The following is a 15440-nucleotide window of genomic DNA, read 5'->3' as shown; positions in this document are numbered from 1 at the left end:
AAAAAAATATGCCATATGTGATGTGCTGTCACATATAGCATAGTACTACGTTTGAATCCCAGGTTCCATATTTAACGCTATTTTTTTAATGCTTTTTTGAATCTAAACAATTTGCACTTTCAGTAAATTTGTCTTACCACTCACTCCAATCGGCACGCCAGCAGTAATAACAACCATGTCACCTTCCTGAATATATCCTTGTTTCAAGCAAGCTTCTGTAGCTCGTTCAATCATAGAATCGATATTATCCGGTTCCACAATCTCCACCGTTTCCACTCCCCATACAATGCACATCAATCGTTTACTAGACTTATGGGAAACCATGGCATAGACCGGCGTACTGGGCCTATATTTGGCTACCATTCGTGGTGTAAAACCGGATCTGGTAGGAACAATTAAAGCCGTAGCATCTAGCTTATGAGCAATTTGCACTGCAGATTCACTGATGTTATCGGTGATGGGATGCATGCTCTTGTATTTGCGTTTCTTAAATCGATCTGGTGAATTGCACATCAGGTTTTCTGCTTCTAGGACAATCTTAATCATCGTCTTCAGCGTGAGCAAGGGGTAATCTCCCGCGGCAGTTTCTCCCGACAGCATAACACAGTCTGTTCCATCCAATACGGCATTTGCTACATCGGTTACTTCTGCTCTAGTAGGTCGTGGATTGCGAATCATGGAATCGAGCATTTGTGTCGCTGTAATGACTGGAGTTGCTCTTTCAAAGCAGTACCGGATGATTTTCTTCTGGATTATTGGAATTTCTTCGATGGGAATTTCCACGCCCAAATCACCTCTGGCAACCATGATGCCATCGCTAACCTTAATGATGCTCTTGATATTTTCCACGGCAAAGATATTTTCAATTTTTGCGATTATATGTATGTTAGACTCATTTTCATCCAATAATGCCCTGACTTGCTCCACCTCATACTTATCCCGTACAAAAGATAGGGCAATAAAATCGATACCATTTTTAATACCAAATAGGATATCCTGCTTATCCTTTTCGGACAAAAATGGTAAATTCAATTTTTCACCTGGCACATTCACACCCATTCTAGGCTTAATTTTGCCACCATTTTCTATCTGGCAAAAAATTTCTTTTCCCTCTATCTTGCTTACAATCAGTGATATTAAACCATCATCAAGTAAGATCTGGTCTTTCACGGAAACTTCTTCCGGCAGTTTTTCATAGCTCACATACAGTCTGTCCTGGTTTCCGACAATGGGTTCCGTGGTCAGAATCAGATTATCTCCCGTATGTAGAATCACATTGGAAGACGCTAATTCACCAGTTCGTATCTCCGGGCCTTTGGTATCTAACATAATGGCCACATTTTTTCCAAGTTCCTCAGCTATTTTGCGAATTTTCTTGATTCGTACTAGATGCTCCTGGTGATTGCCATGAGAAAAATTAAGTCTTGCAACATTCATTCCGCCTGCTATCATTTCCCGAAGTATTTCGTCCTTTTCACTAGCGGGACCAATCGTACATATGATTTTGGTTCTTCGCATTCTGTTCCTCCTATATGGCCAAGATTTCGGCCAAGTGGTACAATTTTTCATCAAAGCTACTACTCTTATTTAAACAGTCCTCCAACGGAACTGCTTCAATATTTCCCTGAAGAAGTGCTGTCATTACACCATTTTTACCCTCTCGCAAGAAATCTACCGCGGCAGCACCCATGCGACTCGCTAAAATGGAATCACTTACCGTCGGCGAGCCCCCGCGTTGCAAATGCCCTAGGATCACAGTTCTGACATTTGCTCCGGTGCGTTCTTTGAGAAGCTTCTCCACATCCGCTACATGCGTAGCTCCTTCTGCAACCACAATAATACTAGAAATTTTTCCTCTAGCCTTGCCTCGTAAGATGCTAGCGGTAAGTTTATCGTAGTCGATGGGCATTTCTGGTATCAGTATGGCTTCCGCTCCACCGGCTATTCCTGTCGCCAGGGCTATGGCACCACAATGTCTACCCATCACTTCCACCAGAAACAATCGTTCATGACTGGTTGCAGTATCTCTAAGTTTGGATATGGCCTCCAAAGCAGTATTCACAGCGGTGTCAAAACCAATCGTCATTTCAGTGCCTGCAATATCATTGTCAATCGTGCCTGGCACGCCGACTACCTTTATGCCTTGCTTCTGTAGTGCCAATGCCCCTCGGAAACTTCCATCTCCACCGATGACAATCAAGCCGTCTATATCGTGTTTCCTTAGCGTATTTGCTGCTTCAATTTGGACTTCTTCTTTCAAAAATTCCTCACATCGTGCAGACAAAAGTTTTGTCCCCCCACGGGTAACAATGTCTCCTACACTAGAAACATCCATCTGCTCGAAATCGCTATTAAGAAGCCCCTCAAATCCCCTCTTGATACCTACCACAGAGAGCCCATGATAGACAGATTTTCTAACTACTGCCCGAATAGCTGGATTCATACCTGGAGCATCTCCACCTGATGTCATGACTGCTATTTTATTCATAATCACGCCTTCCTCCATACCTTAGGATATGATCCCCCTGATAATTTCTTCACTATCTTGTAGGTCCATTTCTTCCACCATAATCTGATAGGAGCTGCCATATTGAATAATTCTTGGAAATATATATTCCTTTTCCAATTCCCGTTTGATTTTGTTCACTTCTTTTTCAGAATTTACCACGAATACTACTTTCCACATTTCCGAATCTCCCTGGATATTCTAATCGTTGTCCACTTCTCCATGTTTGGTATAAATTTTAGCTTTTCCCCTGATTTTTATGCCTGCTGTTGTTTCTGTAAACTGAGCAATCAAGACTTCACCCTTATCAATTTTTTCTGAATGATGACTTTTTGTATCACGACCTCTTGTAAGTCCCATGATGGTCACACCGTTTTCAAGTGCCTTCACAACAATATAATCCATATCACACTTCATATTTTCCATTTAATCCCCTTTGAATGTTCGGAATAAAGCTTTCTCCACGACCGGTGGAACCAAGCCGTGAATATTACCCTGTAAAGATGCAACCTGTTTGATCATCGTCGAACTGATAAAGGCATTTTCTGCTGATGTCATCAGAAATACCGTTTCAACATCAGGTTCTAGTTTGCGGTTCATAAGCGACATCTGAAATTCATATTCAAAGTCTGATACTGCGCGCAAACCCCGGATTAAGGCACATGCTCCTTTTTTCTTGGCATATTGCACTAACAATCCTTCAAAGGCTTCAATTTTCACAGTCTCATAGCCCTTTAGCGCTTCGGCAATCATTTCGATGCGCTCCTCAACAGAAAACAGTGACTCTTTATAGTTTTCCTTCGCTATCGCTAATATTACTTTATCAAAGATATGCACCGACCGCTCGATGATATCAAGATGTCCATTCGTTAGTGGGTCAAAAGACCCAGGATAGACGGCGATCTTCATTTAATCACTCCCTTGCAATTTTTACTCGATGTTGTTTTCTCCCCATACTCTACAAAGTTTATCATAGATTTTTCGGTCAATATATTTTTTTTGTCTAAGACTGACTCGAATCTTCCCTTCGAGATAGAAAAAAACATCCGTTTCACCTTTGCTTGCACCGTCTAGCAGTTCGCGCGTGCTTGTCAAGCACTCTTCAATCTTTTGATTTTCGCGATTAACTACACGAATGGTCACCCTTGCCGGAATTGTATCTTCCTTATTCTGAGACGTTTGAGGAACAGGCGAGGACTCTACTGCTGGTGCAGATGCATTAGCCTGCCTTGCCTTTCTACTTAAGCCACGCATAAAAGAATCCTGCAGTTGGGTATCTGGTGTTACCTCAAATTGAAATGCATCGGCAAAAATCTTGGTTTCTTCCTCGTTGCAATTGAGCCTTCCTCTAAGCAATACGACCTGATCTTCCTTTAATTGGACACCCATTTCTGCATATAGTCTTGGGAAAACCAAAACGTCTATACTTTTATATAGATCCTCTATGGTGACATAGGCCATGTTCTCATTCTTCTTGGTCACACTTCTTTTAATCTTACTCACCATGCCACAGACAATGATCATTTCTCCATCATCTTTTTCATCAATGCTAGCAAGGCTACGAATTCTTTTGTCTTCGAATAGGTTGCGGTAGGGTTCCAAAGGATGTCCACTAATATAAAAGCCGAGCGCATTTTTCTCCATATCAAGCAATTCTCGCTGAGGATATTCTTTAATGGGCGGTACTGGTGTGTGCTCTTCCAGTTCGATTCCTGGTGAATCAAACAGGGACACTTGTCCAGAATCTATATCATCCCTTCTTTTTTCAGCCCGATCAAATGCTTTGGGTAGCATTTGCACGATTTGGCTACGAAACAGCCCAAAGCTATCTAGTGCTCCACAAAGGGCCAGACCTTCTACTACTCGCTTGTTGACATGGCGTAAATCTGTTCTTTCACAAAAATCATCCAGGGTCGTAAAAGGACCATCTTGTCTCGCTTCTACTATACTCTCTATAGCACCGCGCCCCACATTTTTTACTGCCGCAATCCCAAAACGAATTCCCTTGGTTACCGGTGTGAAATCAGCATAGGACTCATTTATATCGGGTGGCAGTATCTTGATATCCATTTTTTTGCACTCCTCAATATACAAGGTTACTTTATCGGTATTCTGCATAATAGAGGTCAGCATGGCTGCCATAAATTCTTTCGGATAATGCGCTTTTAAGTAGGCTGTACGGTATGAAATCAAGGCATATGCAGCTGAATGGGATTTATTAAATCCATAGCCTGCAAAATGAGCCATCCGTTCATAAACCTTTTCAGCTACTTTTTCAGAAACACCCTGTTTTTTTGCCCCTGAGATAAAATGGTTTTTTTGTTCTTCAATGATTTTCTTTTTCTTTTTGCCCATAGCACGGCGCAATAAATCCGCTTCTCCCAGTGTAAAGCCTGCCATATCACTAGCAATGCGCATTACTTGTTCTTGGTAGAGAATGACACCATACGTATCTTGCAATATGGGTTCAAGTAAAGGATGCAAATAGGTGGTCTTTATTTTTCCATGTTTGCCGTCCACAAAATCATCGACCATGCCACTGCCAAGAGGTCCTGGTCTATACAAGGCGACTAGGGCAACAATATCCTCAAAAACCTCCGGTTTCAGGCTTTTTAAGATATTCTGCATTCCTGCGCTCTCCAGTTGGAATATGCTGGTGGTATCTCCTCTTCCCAACAGTTGATAGGTTTCGGGGTCATCCAATGGAATTTGGTCCAGGTCTAAACAAGTGCCTTGGGTCGTTTGAATATTATTAATGGTCTTTCCAATTACCGTTAATGTCCTTAAGCCTAGTAAATCCATCTTGAGAAGACCCATCTCCTCAACGGTAGTCATATTGTATTGGGTTGCTCGAATATCTCCTTGTCCCTTGAGAATGGGAATATAGTCATCCACCGGTCCAGGTGCAATGACGAGTCCGGCAGCATGGGTGGAGCTATGACGCGGAAGGCCTTCAAGCTTTCTTGCGATTTGGATTAGATGGGCAATTTCTTCTTGTTCATCCATAATTCGCCTTAGCTCAGGATTCATCTCTAAGGCTTTATCCAGTGTAATATTCAGTTCTCCCGGTATCATCTTAGCCACTTTGTCCACTAATGGTAGTGGCAGATCTAGCACACGGCCAATATCCCGGATAGCAGTCCTTGCCGATAAGGTACCGAAGGTAACAATCTGGGCCACATGCTCCTCGCCATATTTCTTGATGAGATATTCAATGACTTCACCCCGGCGCTCATAGCAGAAATCCGTATCAATATCTGGCATGCTCACCCGCTCCGGATTCAAGAAACGTTCAAACAATAGATTATATTGCAAAGGATTGATGTCTGTTATGAACAATACATAGGCAACCAAACTTCCGGCTGCAGAACCTCTTCCAGGTCCCACATAGATACCATTGCTACGAGCAAAGTTAATCATGTCCCAAACGATCAAAAAATAGCCTGGATAATCCATCTTTTCAATTACAGAAAGCTCATAGTCCAGTCTTTTTTGGATTTCCTCTGTCATCTCTCCTAGACGCTTTTCCACGCCCTGGCGACATAATTCATGGAGATAGGTGTTCAAGGTGTATCCCTCAGGTACTTCATATTTGGGCAGATAGAGCTTTCCAAATTCAAATTCCAACTTGCAACGTTCCGAGATTCGCACCGTGTTTTCAAGCGCTTCTGGTACGTGGGAAAACAAGGACTCCATTTCCTCTTGGGATTTCAGATAAAATTCTTCTCCCTCGAAGCGCATCCGGTCCTCATCGCCAATCGTCTTACCGGTTTGAATGCATAATAGAGCATCATGACTCTTGGCATCCTCCCTTACGACGTAGTGAGCATCATTGGCACAAATGAGCGGAATATCCAATTCATTTGCAATAGCAATAAGATGCAGGTTGGCTTCTTTTTCTTGTCGCATACCATGGTCTTGTAATTCGATAAAGAAGTCTTCCCCAAATAAGGCCTTATACTGAATGGCAATGTCTTTTGCCCCAGCAAGATCTCCGTCAAGAATCTTACTAGGAATCTCCCCTGCAATGCAGGCACTAGTAGCAATCAGTCCTTCATGATGTTCCTCTAAGAGTTCAAAATCTATCCTTGGCTTATAATAGAAGCCTTCCGTATGGGACGCGGAAACCAACTTAACCAAGTTTTTATAGCCCACCATGTTTTTACACAGCAGCACCAGATGATAACGTTCTTCATCAATCCTAGGCCTCTTGTCCAATCTTGAATTTTTAGCTACATATACTTCGCACCCAACGATGGGATTAATGCCTTGCTTTTTACATTCTTTATAGAAGTCAACCACACCATACATAACCCCATGATCCGTAATGGCTAGTGCATCCATCTTGAGTTCTTTCGCCCGCTTAACCATGTCTGGAATTCTAGCGGCTCCATCTAGTAGGCTGTACCCTGTATGATTATGAAGGTGGACAAAGCCACTATGTAAACCTTCTGTTTTTTCTGTTGTCATATGATTTGTCTTCCTTCCTTCCGACTTATATTGTACCAAATTTTATTCTAGCCGATTTTATAAATAAAACTTACCTAAGCAGTTCATACGAATCCCACCTTTGACCCTGCTTTCCTATTTTCTACCCCGAACACGTATATCCCTACAATTTTTCTTCTTCTAATGCAATTATACCATTTCTTTTGGGTTGAAAGAGCGGTTTTCTATTTCATATTCTAGACTCACTAGTTGAATCTCATCAGCTAAGGACTAGATATTCAAGAAGGATTGAATTCTATTACGAAGTACACCGAAGGACTTACCACCCAATAAAAAAATACCCAAGGCAATTTTATTATAAATCTGCCTTGGGTATTCAAATTTTCACACATACAGTATTTGCTAGCACAGTTTTTTGTACGTGGATTCTTACTTTCCACCATCTGCAGTGCAGTAGTAACCGTTCGTCAGCCCATACTCTTTATAGAGCTCGCAAGTGCTACAGATACAACCCTTATCTTCACTTATGCAATTGCTTTTTTCGTAAGCACAATACATGGCTTCAGCATGAAGCTTCTTATCCATATCACTCATCATCAAAATAGCATTGCCCGGCATAGATTTCACCTTACAAGCAAACGTATAGCTAGGACATTTCATACAGAGACATTTTTTCAAATTTTCTTTTGTTTTCGGAACATTTGACAAAAAAATCACACCTTTCCATATACAGAATACACAGCTTGCAATCAATCTTAACAACTTTATTGTATACCCTTTGGGACTTGTCAACAAACCACAGAAGCCCATATCCGAAGTCTAGCGTAGATATCAGTAGTTACTCAGCTTCGGTCTTTCCAAAAGGCCTGAATTACTGCCAAAATACCTAAAAACATCAAAATTATGGGGAATAAAATCCCATCCAAATCTAGGCTAAGTGAATTAAAAAGAATGGCAAGCACAGAAAAAATCAGCAGTATCTGTCCGATGAATAGATAGATTGATTTTCGACTGCCAAATAGATAGGTTTGTAGAAAGCCCAAGGCAACTCCTAAGGGAAATATCGGCCAACCCGTCGACAGAATCTCAAAACCTCTTGATTCAGCCACAAAGAAAAATAGGGCATATACAATCAAGATTCCGGATGGTATCAAAATTTCTTCACCAAAACGATTTCTCTTGACCCAAAATATGATTTGAAAGAAAAGACCTGGCAGCAAAAGTGATAGCGGCCAAACCAATCCCATCCCTAACGGAATCACATCTGTAGCACCTAGCAAAGAGATTAATCCTACTAATAAGAGTGTGATACCAGTCATTACCATCGTTTTTTTCATTTCATCCTCCTTATGTACTAAAGATCAATAAACTCGCTCTCAATAACATCGCCTAGTGTAAGAATTGCTATCGTACCCCTAGTGGTGCAACGAGGTCGTGTGGCAGAACCTGGGTTGAGACAATAGATTCCTTGTTCTACACTTTTTTCAGGACAATGACTATGTCCGTAAAGAAGAATATCCAGTTTTACATCTCGAAAACGCTTGAGTGCGTTTAATCGAGCCTGGGAAAACCCTTCTCCATGGGTTATCCCAATACGGTAATCACCCAAATTTAGGATGGCCTGATGCTCTAAGGCACTCGCCATTTCGTAGGGATCCGTATTGCCAAAAACTGCGGTAACAGGGGCAATAAAACCCAACTCATCCAATACCTCCTGTCTATTGATATCCCCACAGTGGATTATCTGGTCCACCCCATCAAATACGGTAGCCACTCTAGTGGGTAAAAAGTCAAACTCCTGTTTCAAGTGTGTATCAGATATAACTCCAACGCGTATCATCTACCGAAGACCCTCAAATCCATTTTGTCTGAGTGCCTCATACAATACGATACATGCCGCATTCGAAAGATTCAGACTTCTCGCTTCCTTTATGTCTACCATAGGAATTCGGAAGCAGCTGTCTTCGTTGGCTCGGATCAAATCCTCTGGTAAGCCTTTGGTTTCCTTGCCAAAAACCAGATAGTCTTCTGGTCCAAAGGTTGCTTCCGCATAGGAATGTTTGGCCTTGGTCGTCAAGAAATGAAATTTGGCGCCTTGGTGCTTTTCAAATACTTCTTCAATAGAATCATAATAGGTGATTTCAACTAGGGGCCAATAGTCGAGTCCAGCCCTCTTCAGATATTTATCCTCTACAGAAAACCCTAAGGGACGCACCAGATGTAGGTTACTTCCTGTTGCTGCACAAGTTCTGGCAATGCTTCCAGTATTGCCGGGTATTTCTGGTTCTACCAATACAATGTTCATGTTATTCCTCCTGTTTGCATATGTCTGATTCTATTTTAACTAATTTATGAGCAATAGGAAAGAATAAGACACACACTAGAGTGATTCTCTTTACGCAGACTGCCATATCTGATATATTTAGTGCGAAACAAATACGTATTTAGGAGGAAGATAATGGGAAAAAATATCGTAGAAAAAATCCTCTCAGCTCATTTGGTGGAAGGCGCCATGGAGCCGGGTGAAGAAATAGCCATACACATTGACCAAACATTGACCCAGGATGCAACTGGCACCATGGCCTACTTGCAGTTTGAGGCCATGGGAGTGGACCAAGTAAAGACTGACCTGTCCGTCAGTTATGTAGACCATAACACCCTGCAGTCTGGGTTTGAAAATGCTGATGACCATCTATACCTGCAGTCCGTTGCCAGCAAGCACGGTGTCTATTTTTCAAGACCTGGAAATGGCATCTGCCACCAGGTACACTTAGAACGTTTTGGTGTTCCTGGAAAAACTCTTTTAGGTTCTGATAGCCATACCCCCACCGGTGGTGGTTTGGGCATGATTGCTATTGGAGCAGGTGGTCTGGATGTCGCGGTTGCCATGGCAGGCGGACCCTTCTACCTAACCATGCCAAAGGTTGTCCAGGTAAATCTGACTGGTTCCCTTCCCCGCTATGTTAGTGCGAAAGATATCATCTTGAAAGTTCTTGAGATTATGTCCGTAAAAGGCGGTGTAGGAAAAATCGTGGAATACACCGGCCCAGGCGTTAAGACCCTAAGCGTTCCGGAACGCGCTACCATCACCAACATGGGTGCTGAATTGGGAGCAACCACTTCCGTTTTCCCCAGTGATGAAACCACCAAGGCCTTTCTTACCGCCCAAAACCGGGAACAGGATTTTCATGAGATGCTACCCGATGCGGATGCCACCTATGACGAAACGATTGAGATCAACCTAGATGAGTTGGAGCCCTTAACGGCAGCTCCGCACAGCCCGGATGCCATTAAAACCGTTGCTTCACTGAGTGATATGAAAGTAAACCAAGTTGCAATCGGTAGTTGTACCAACTCTTCCTACATGGATTTGATGCGGGTAGCTTCGATTCTGAAGGGTAAAATGGTACACCCAGATGTATCTTTGGTCATCTCGCCAGGATCCCGCCAAGTATACAAGATGCTGGCAGACAATGGTGCCTTGGGCATTCTTATAGAATCTGGTGCAAGAATTCTTGAGTCTGCATGTGGTCCATGTATCGGAATGGGACAAGCTCCCTGCTCTAAAGGCGTTTCCGTTCGGACCTTCAACCGTAACTTTAAAGGAAGATCCGGTACCGCTGATGCTGATATCTTTTTGACCAGCCCGGAAACCGCAGCAGCAACTGCTCTGAAAGGTACCATGGCTGACCCTAGAGAGCTAGAAGATATTGCGGATATTGCAATGCCAACGACCTTCATCATTGATGATCGCATGATTATCCCTCCTTCCAAGAATCCGGAAGAAGTAGAAGTTCGTCGTGGTCCAAACATAAAGCCACTACCCATTAAGGAACCAGTTGAAAATCATATTGAAAAAGAAGTGCTACTGAAAGTGGAAGACAACATCACTACCGACCATATCATGCCGGCGGGAGCCAAAGTCTTACCTCTACGTTCCAATATTCCTGAGATTTCCAAGCATGTCTTCTGCCAGAACGATGAAGGTTTCTGTGTACGTGCCCAGGAAAAAGATGGTGGTTTCATTGTAGGTGGTCAAAACTATGGACAAGGGTCTAGCCGAGAGCATGCAGCACTAGCACCGATGTATTTGGGTGTCCAGGCTGTTATCACCAAGAGTTTTGCTAGAATTCATAAGGCAAACTTGGTAAACTTCGGTATTCTACCGCTAACCTTTAACAATGAGAAAGACTACGATAGCATTGAGTTGGGAGATGTTCTTGTTTTAGATAAAATCCGAGAAACCCTTCCTGTATCCAATGAATTGATCCTTCATAACAAAACCAAGGGTCTTGATTATGTTGTAACCCATGATCTTAGTGAGCGATTTGTTAAGATTGTTCTTGCCGGTGGTCTTCTGAACTTCACAAAACAGAATGCATAAGTGAATTGAAAGATTCAAATATAGAGAAAAAAAGTCACCCTAGGGGTGACTTTTTTTATAATATACTTGACTTTTCCCTCTTTTATATTTATTATAAATTTGTAATCATTACAAAAGAGGTGACCATGAATACTATAAAACAAGCGGAAAATATTCTACGGGAAGAAAATGTAAAACCTACTTCCATCCGTTTAGAGGTACTTTCATACCTACTGGGTACGAATAAACATCCGAGCGTAGACGATATCTATATGGATTTAAAGGAGCACATTCCTACCCTATCCAAAGCCTCAATCTATAACAGCCTTCATCTATTAGTAGAGGAGCAGATTGTCCAAAAGATCACCATAGAAGACGAGAAAACACGCTATGATGCGGACCGCTCTACGCACAGCCATTTTTTTTGTAAGGGCTGTGGCCAAGTTATGGATATCGAGGGTATAGATAATAAGGATTTTTATACGCCCTTGCTCGAAGGATTCAAGGTAGACCAAATTCAAATCTATTATGCGGGCTATTGCCCTGCTTGTAATCAAAAGGAGGAAAAGACAGATGAGTAAATATGTATGCAGCGTTTGTGGTTATGTTCATGAGGGTAGTGAACCCCCAGAGTTTTGTCCCCAGTGTAAAGTTCCCGGTAGTAAATTCAATAAGATGGAAGAAGGCGCCGAGCTAGTGTGGGCCGATGAACATAAAGTAGGTATCGCTGCTGACTTAGATCCAGAAGTAGTACAAGGCCTAAGAGATAATTTCATGGGCGAATGCTCTGAAGTAGGTATGTACTTGGCAATGTCACGTCAAGCGGACCGCGAAGGTTTTCCTGAAATAGCAGAAGCCTATAAGCGTATTGCTTTCGAAGAAGCTGAACACGCTGCTAAGTTTGCTGAACTTCTAGGCGAAGTAGTCGCTCCGGACACCAAGAAAAACCTAGAAATGCGTGTAGACGCAGAGCATGGTGCTTGTATGGGTAAAAAAGAGTTGGCTACCAGAGCCAAAGAATTAGGCTATGATGCTGTTCACGATACGGTACATGAAATGTGTAAAGATGAAGCTAGACATGGCTCCGCTTTCGCAGGTCTTTTGAAGAGATACTTCGCATAAGTCTAAATATAGCCCCATCCTACTAAAGGATTGGGGCTGTTTTTTTTGATACCAATGGGTTTAACTTTTCTAACACCTTTCATCTCCACTCCCCCCTATTAGCCTAATATGAGTTCAAGTATATGCTATCCCAGTAGTAGCCCTTAATGCTGATTGATAGGAATGTGCGTTTACTTTGCAGTTAGGTACTTTATCCTATACAATAAACATAGGATTTATATATTCTGAATAGAAAGGAGTAATTCATGCTTAAAGAATTTAAGGAATTTGCACTAAAGGGCAATGTTGTGGATTTAGCCGTAGCCGTCATTATTGGTGCCGCCTTCAAGGCCATCATTTCTTCTCTCGTCAACGATATCATCATGCCTATCATCGGTGTCCTATTGGGTGGTGTAAGCTTTACTGACTTAAAATATGTCATTACCCCGGCAAGCGGAGATTTAGCTGAGGTAGCCATACTCTATGGAGCCTTCATTCAAGCAATTGTAGACTTTTTGATAATTGCCTTTGTCATTTTCATGATGGTTAAAATGATTAGCAAAAAGAAAAAAGAAGAAGAAGCACCTGCTGCTCCTCCCGAGCCTAGCAAGGAAGAAGTTTTACTATCTGAAATTAGGGATATTCTAAAAAGTGAAAAATAAAGAAACGGTTTAAACGAAAAGACTTGCTTTCTCTAAAAAGAGGAAGCAAGTCTTTTTTTTATTCTTATCGTATTGTTCAAGGAAGAAATAAGCCTTGTAACATCTTGCCTCTTCCACCACTAAACCTAGTTTCCCTTCATACTAAGGATTTGCCAGCCTGTATCAATTTGCGCATAACCTCTTCCGGAACCATACCACCACCGGTCGCCCAAGCGATATGGGTACCTTTCGATCTTGGCAGCATTTTGGGTCCCTGCAAGCCAGCTAGGGCAGACGGCTCCAAATTAATGTTGTCTGCCTTATGAAGGAGATATAGCAAGCGAAGTAGTGTCTCATCCTTGACGGTATAAGAGCCATCTAGTAATCCACTCATAATTTTACCCACAAAGCCAGACGGTCGCCCTACGGCCAAGCCATCCGCTATGGTAATTCCGCTCAAACCGATATCTGTAACTGCAATTTTTTCATGTAGTCCAGTCGCCATGCCCAATAACATACAGGGTGCCTGAACCGGTTCAGCAAAATAGCATCTCACTAGGTCGCCAAACAGAAGCTTTAAGCCAAAAGCAATACCGCCTGGGCCTCCACCTACACCGCAGGGAAGATACACGTGTAGCAGATGCTCTTCATCGACAGGGATGTCCATTTCTGACAGTTGTTCTTTGAGTCTCAGAGCAGCCACACCATATCCCAAAAACAAGGTAACCGAATTTTCATCATCTACAAAATGATTATTGACATCCTTTTGGGCAATCTCTCTGGCCTTTTTTACCGCCAAACTGTAATCGCCAGAATACTCTATGACGCTTACACCCCGTTTTCTCAATTCCTGTTTCTTCCATTCCTTGGCATCCTGCGACATATGAACGACTACCTTGAATCCCAGCCTTGCCCCCATGATTCCAATACTAAGTCCTAAGTTTCCAGTAGACCCCACACTAATCGAATAGTTGGAAAAAACATCATGAAAGTATCTTGTAGCCAACAAGCGATAGTCTGAATCCAAGCTGAATCCATGCTTCAAAGCAATATCTTCCGCCAAACATAATACTTCGTAAATACCGCCTCTGGCTTTAATGGAACCGGATATGGGTAGATGAGAATCCATCTTTAGATAGAGCTTTCCCTGTTTTTTAGAAAAAACGCCCATCTTTTCCAAATCATTTTGGTTGAGTAAGCGTAAGGGGGACTCAATCATTCCACCACTGTTTCGCGTTTCAGGAAATACCTCTGCCAAGTATGGTGCAAAGCGTTTTAGCCGTTGGTTGGCTTCCTCTAAGTCTTTCAAACCATACCCAATAAGCGATAAGGCTTCTTCGCTATTCGTCTGTGCCGGATTCTTCCAGTAGATTTCTTCTAGTGACTGCAATCGTGTTATCAATTCAAGCTGGTTTTCTTTGCTCATCCTGCTACTCCTCGTTTTTGGTGGTCCCCTCTTTCTCCAATTTAACCAATCCTTGCTTATACAACCTGCCTACGGCTCTTTTAAAAGAAGCTTTGCTCATATTAAGCGCTGCCTTGATTTCTTCAGGATTACTCTTATCGTGCAAACCAATCCGGCCGCCATTTGCATCCAACAAGGCCATGATTTTTCGAGCATCGTCATCCATCTCTTGGTAGGCTTTCTTTCTTGGTGTACAATCCAGTTTGCCATCTACACGAACCCTTTTAATGCGCACTGTTAATTCCTCACCCAATACCATGTCCTTACCAATCGTCTCATTTTTGGGAATCATGCCGTGATATTTGTTATCTACTGCGATAAAATAGGCATCCAATTCCTCACTGTAACTGTACAGTGTGCCCTTGGCTATTTCACCTTTTTGGTAGGGTGCACCAGTCTCCATCAAATTATAGATTTCCATGGTGGCAGAAATTCGCCCTTTGGGATTTAGAGTTAACATGACCATCGGTTTATCACCCATGCTGATTTCTTCCCTGTGGTTCTTATGGGGTAAAAACAAATCATGACTGAGGCCCCAGTCCAAGAAAGCACCCAAATCGGTAATATCTACTACCCTGCATCTTTTTATCTCGCCCATTATAATATCTGGTCTTTTTAAACTAGCCTGCAAGGTTCCTGCTGCATCACGGTCAACAAAGACCTCTACAGAAAGTCCCTCTACGCCCCCACTATTTTCTTGTATGGTCAAATCAAGACATGCTTCTTCCCCATCTGCTTGATCTACTAGTATAATCTCTGTTTCTTTGATGGATTTCACATCCATTCGGTTCATCTTTCCCAGTTCTATCATGCTTACCTCTTTTCTCAAATAACTTTATTGCTTAATCCTACTGGATTCATAGGCTCTTGTATAGCCCCATTTAGATGTTCATCTTTTCCCTGCCAATGAAGGTT

Annotated in this window: 16 protein-coding genes; 4 read left to right on the top strand and 12 right to left on the bottom strand. The window is 42.3% G+C overall.

All coding sequences use genetic code 11. From position 1 onward, the window contains the following. Nucleotides 1-102: 102 nt before the first annotated feature. The 10 genes from pyk to trmL form a co-directional block, all read right to left on the bottom strand. Nucleotides 103-1518 (bottom strand): pyruvate kinase, encoded by a 1416-nt coding sequence (gene pyk / locus JR334_01115; GenBank protein ID QRN85863.1) that lies wholly within the window; start codon nucleotides 1516-1518, stop codon nucleotides 103-105. A gap of 10 nt (nucleotides 1519-1528) precedes the next feature. After that, a complete protein-coding gene (gene pfkA, locus JR334_01110) occupies nucleotides 1529-2488 on the bottom strand; it encodes a 6-phosphofructokinase (protein ID QRN85862.1) in 960 nt (319 codons plus the stop codon). A 21-nt stretch (nucleotides 2489-2509) separates the two neighbouring features. After that, nucleotides 2510-2686 carry a hypothetical protein gene (locus JR334_01105; GenBank protein ID QRN85861.1) on the bottom strand — a complete coding sequence of 59 codons (177 nt, stop codon included), beginning with the start codon at nucleotides 2684-2686 and terminating at the stop codon, nucleotides 2510-2512. A gap of 21 nt (nucleotides 2687-2707) precedes the next feature. Then, the gene (mtrB, locus tag JR334_01100) at nucleotides 2708-2923 is read right to left on the bottom strand and encodes a trp RNA-binding attenuation protein MtrB (protein QRN86825.1); all 216 of its coding nucleotides are present in this window, start codon (nucleotides 2921-2923) and stop codon (nucleotides 2708-2710) included. Between the two features lie 9 nt (nucleotides 2924-2932). Next, on the bottom strand, nucleotides 2933-3415 hold the full coding sequence (gene coaD, locus JR334_01095) for a pantetheine-phosphate adenylyltransferase (GenBank protein QRN85860.1): 483 nt from the start codon (nucleotides 3413-3415) through the stop codon (nucleotides 2933-2935). Nucleotides 3416-3436: 21 nt separating this feature from the next. Next, nucleotides 3437-6976, bottom strand: a complete 3540-nt coding sequence (locus tag JR334_01090; GenBank protein ID QRN85859.1) for a DNA polymerase III subunit alpha — start codon at nucleotides 6974-6976, stop codon at nucleotides 3437-3439. Between the two features lie 408 nt (nucleotides 6977-7384). After that, a complete protein-coding gene (locus JR334_01085; GenBank protein ID QRN86824.1) occupies nucleotides 7385-7663 on the bottom strand; it encodes a DUF2769 domain-containing protein in 279 nt (92 codons plus the stop codon). A 134-nt stretch (nucleotides 7664-7797) separates the two neighbouring features. Next, on the bottom strand, nucleotides 7798-8292 hold the full coding sequence (locus JR334_01080) for a hypothetical protein (GenBank protein ID QRN85858.1): 495 nt from the start codon (nucleotides 8290-8292) through the stop codon (nucleotides 7798-7800). A 17-nt stretch (nucleotides 8293-8309) separates the two neighbouring features. Continuing rightward, nucleotides 8310-8795 carry a metallophosphoesterase family protein gene (locus JR334_01075; protein QRN85857.1) on the bottom strand — a complete coding sequence of 162 codons (486 nt, stop codon included), beginning with the start codon at nucleotides 8793-8795 and terminating at the stop codon, nucleotides 8310-8312. After that, nucleotides 8796-9260, bottom strand: coding sequence for a tRNA (uridine(34)/cytosine(34)/5-carboxymethylaminomethyluridine(34)-2'-O)-methyltransferase TrmL (gene trmL / locus JR334_01070; protein ID QRN85856.1), 465 nt, complete (start codon nucleotides 9258-9260; stop codon nucleotides 8796-8798). Between the two features lie 153 nt (nucleotides 9261-9413). On the opposite strand from trmL, the gene JR334_01065 reads away from it, so the two are divergent. From JR334_01065 to mscL, 4 genes are all read left to right on the top strand, one after another. Beyond that, entirely contained in the window at nucleotides 9414-11339 is a 1926-nt protein-coding gene (locus JR334_01065) for an aconitate hydratase (GenBank protein ID QRN85855.1), read from the top strand. Between the two features lie 125 nt (nucleotides 11340-11464). Then, a complete protein-coding gene (locus tag JR334_01060; GenBank protein QRN85854.1) occupies nucleotides 11465-11899 on the top strand; it encodes a transcriptional repressor in 435 nt (144 codons plus the stop codon). Then, nucleotides 11892-12440: an NADH peroxidase gene (locus JR334_01055; protein QRN85853.1), complete on the top strand. Its 549-nt coding sequence runs from the start codon at nucleotides 11892-11894 to the stop codon at nucleotides 12438-12440. Before JR334_01060 ends, JR334_01055 begins: the two co-directional genes overlap by 8 nt. A gap of 245 nt (nucleotides 12441-12685) precedes the next feature. Continuing rightward, nucleotides 12686-13081 (top strand): large-conductance mechanosensitive channel protein MscL, encoded by a 396-nt coding sequence (gene mscL, locus JR334_01050; protein ID QRN85852.1) that lies wholly within the window; start codon nucleotides 12686-12688, stop codon nucleotides 13079-13081. Between the two features lie 136 nt (nucleotides 13082-13217). Here mscL and JR334_01045 read toward each other — a convergent pair whose 3' ends face one another. Then, a complete protein-coding gene (locus JR334_01045) occupies nucleotides 13218-14486 on the bottom strand; it encodes a D-serine ammonia-lyase (protein ID QRN85851.1) in 1269 nt (422 codons plus the stop codon). A 4-nt stretch (nucleotides 14487-14490) separates the two neighbouring features. Next, nucleotides 14491-15336, bottom strand: a complete 846-nt coding sequence (locus JR334_01040; GenBank protein ID QRN85850.1) for an RNA-binding protein — start codon at nucleotides 15334-15336, stop codon at nucleotides 14491-14493. Nucleotides 15337-15440: the final 104 nt, after the last annotated feature.

The sequence above is a fragment of the Clostridia bacterium genome, from assembly GCA_016887505.1.
Taxonomy (GTDB): Bacteria; Bacillota; TC1; order TC1; family UBA5767; genus UBA5767.
Note: the sequence above shows the minus strand (reverse complement) of the source record. Positions and strands in the feature narration are given on the sequence as shown.

Excerpts from the sequence above, each read along its gene's own strand:
- JR334_01075 (QRN85857.1), bottom strand. The coding sequence starts at position 8,795 with ATGATACGCGTTGGAGTTATATCTGATACACACTTGAAACAGGAGTTT.
- pyk (QRN85863.1), bottom strand. The coding sequence starts at position 1,518 with ATGCGAAGAACCAAAATCATATGTACGATTGGTCCCGCTAGTGAAAAG.
- JR334_01045 (QRN85851.1), bottom strand. The coding sequence starts at position 14,486 with ATGAGCAAAGAAAACCAGCTTGAATTGATAACACGATTGCAGTCACTA.
- JR334_01040 (QRN85850.1), bottom strand. The coding sequence starts at position 15,336 with ATGATAGAACTGGGAAAGATGAACCGAATGGATGTGAAATCCATCAAA.
- JR334_01080 (QRN85858.1), bottom strand. The coding sequence starts at position 8,292 with ATGAAAAAAACGATGGTAATGACTGGTATCACACTCTTATTAGTAGGA.
- JR334_01090 (QRN85859.1), bottom strand. The coding sequence starts at position 6,976 with ATGACAACAGAAAAAACAGAAGGTTTACATAGTGGCTTTGTCCACCTT.
- coaD (QRN85860.1), bottom strand. The coding sequence starts at position 3,415 with ATGAAGATCGCCGTCTATCCTGGGTCTTTTGACCCACTAACGAATGGA.
- JR334_01060 (QRN85854.1), top strand. The coding sequence starts at position 11,465 with ATGAATACTATAAAACAAGCGGAAAATATTCTACGGGAAGAAAATGTA.
- mtrB (QRN86825.1), bottom strand. The coding sequence starts at position 2,923 with ATGAAGTGTGATATGGATTATATTGTTGTGAAGGCACTTGAAAACGGT.
- JR334_01105 (QRN85861.1), bottom strand. The coding sequence starts at position 2,686 with ATGTGGAAAGTAGTATTCGTGGTAAATTCTGAAAAAGAAGTGAACAAA.
- JR334_01055 (QRN85853.1), top strand. The coding sequence starts at position 11,892 with ATGAGTAAATATGTATGCAGCGTTTGTGGTTATGTTCATGAGGGTAGT.
- trmL (QRN85856.1), bottom strand. The coding sequence starts at position 9,260 with ATGAACATTGTATTGGTAGAACCAGAAATACCCGGCAATACTGGAAGC.
- pfkA (QRN85862.1), bottom strand. The coding sequence starts at position 2,488 with ATGAATAAAATAGCAGTCATGACATCAGGTGGAGATGCTCCAGGTATG.
- JR334_01065 (QRN85855.1), top strand. The coding sequence starts at position 9,414 with ATGGGAAAAAATATCGTAGAAAAAATCCTCTCAGCTCATTTGGTGGAA.
- mscL (QRN85852.1), top strand. The coding sequence starts at position 12,686 with ATGCTTAAAGAATTTAAGGAATTTGCACTAAAGGGCAATGTTGTGGAT.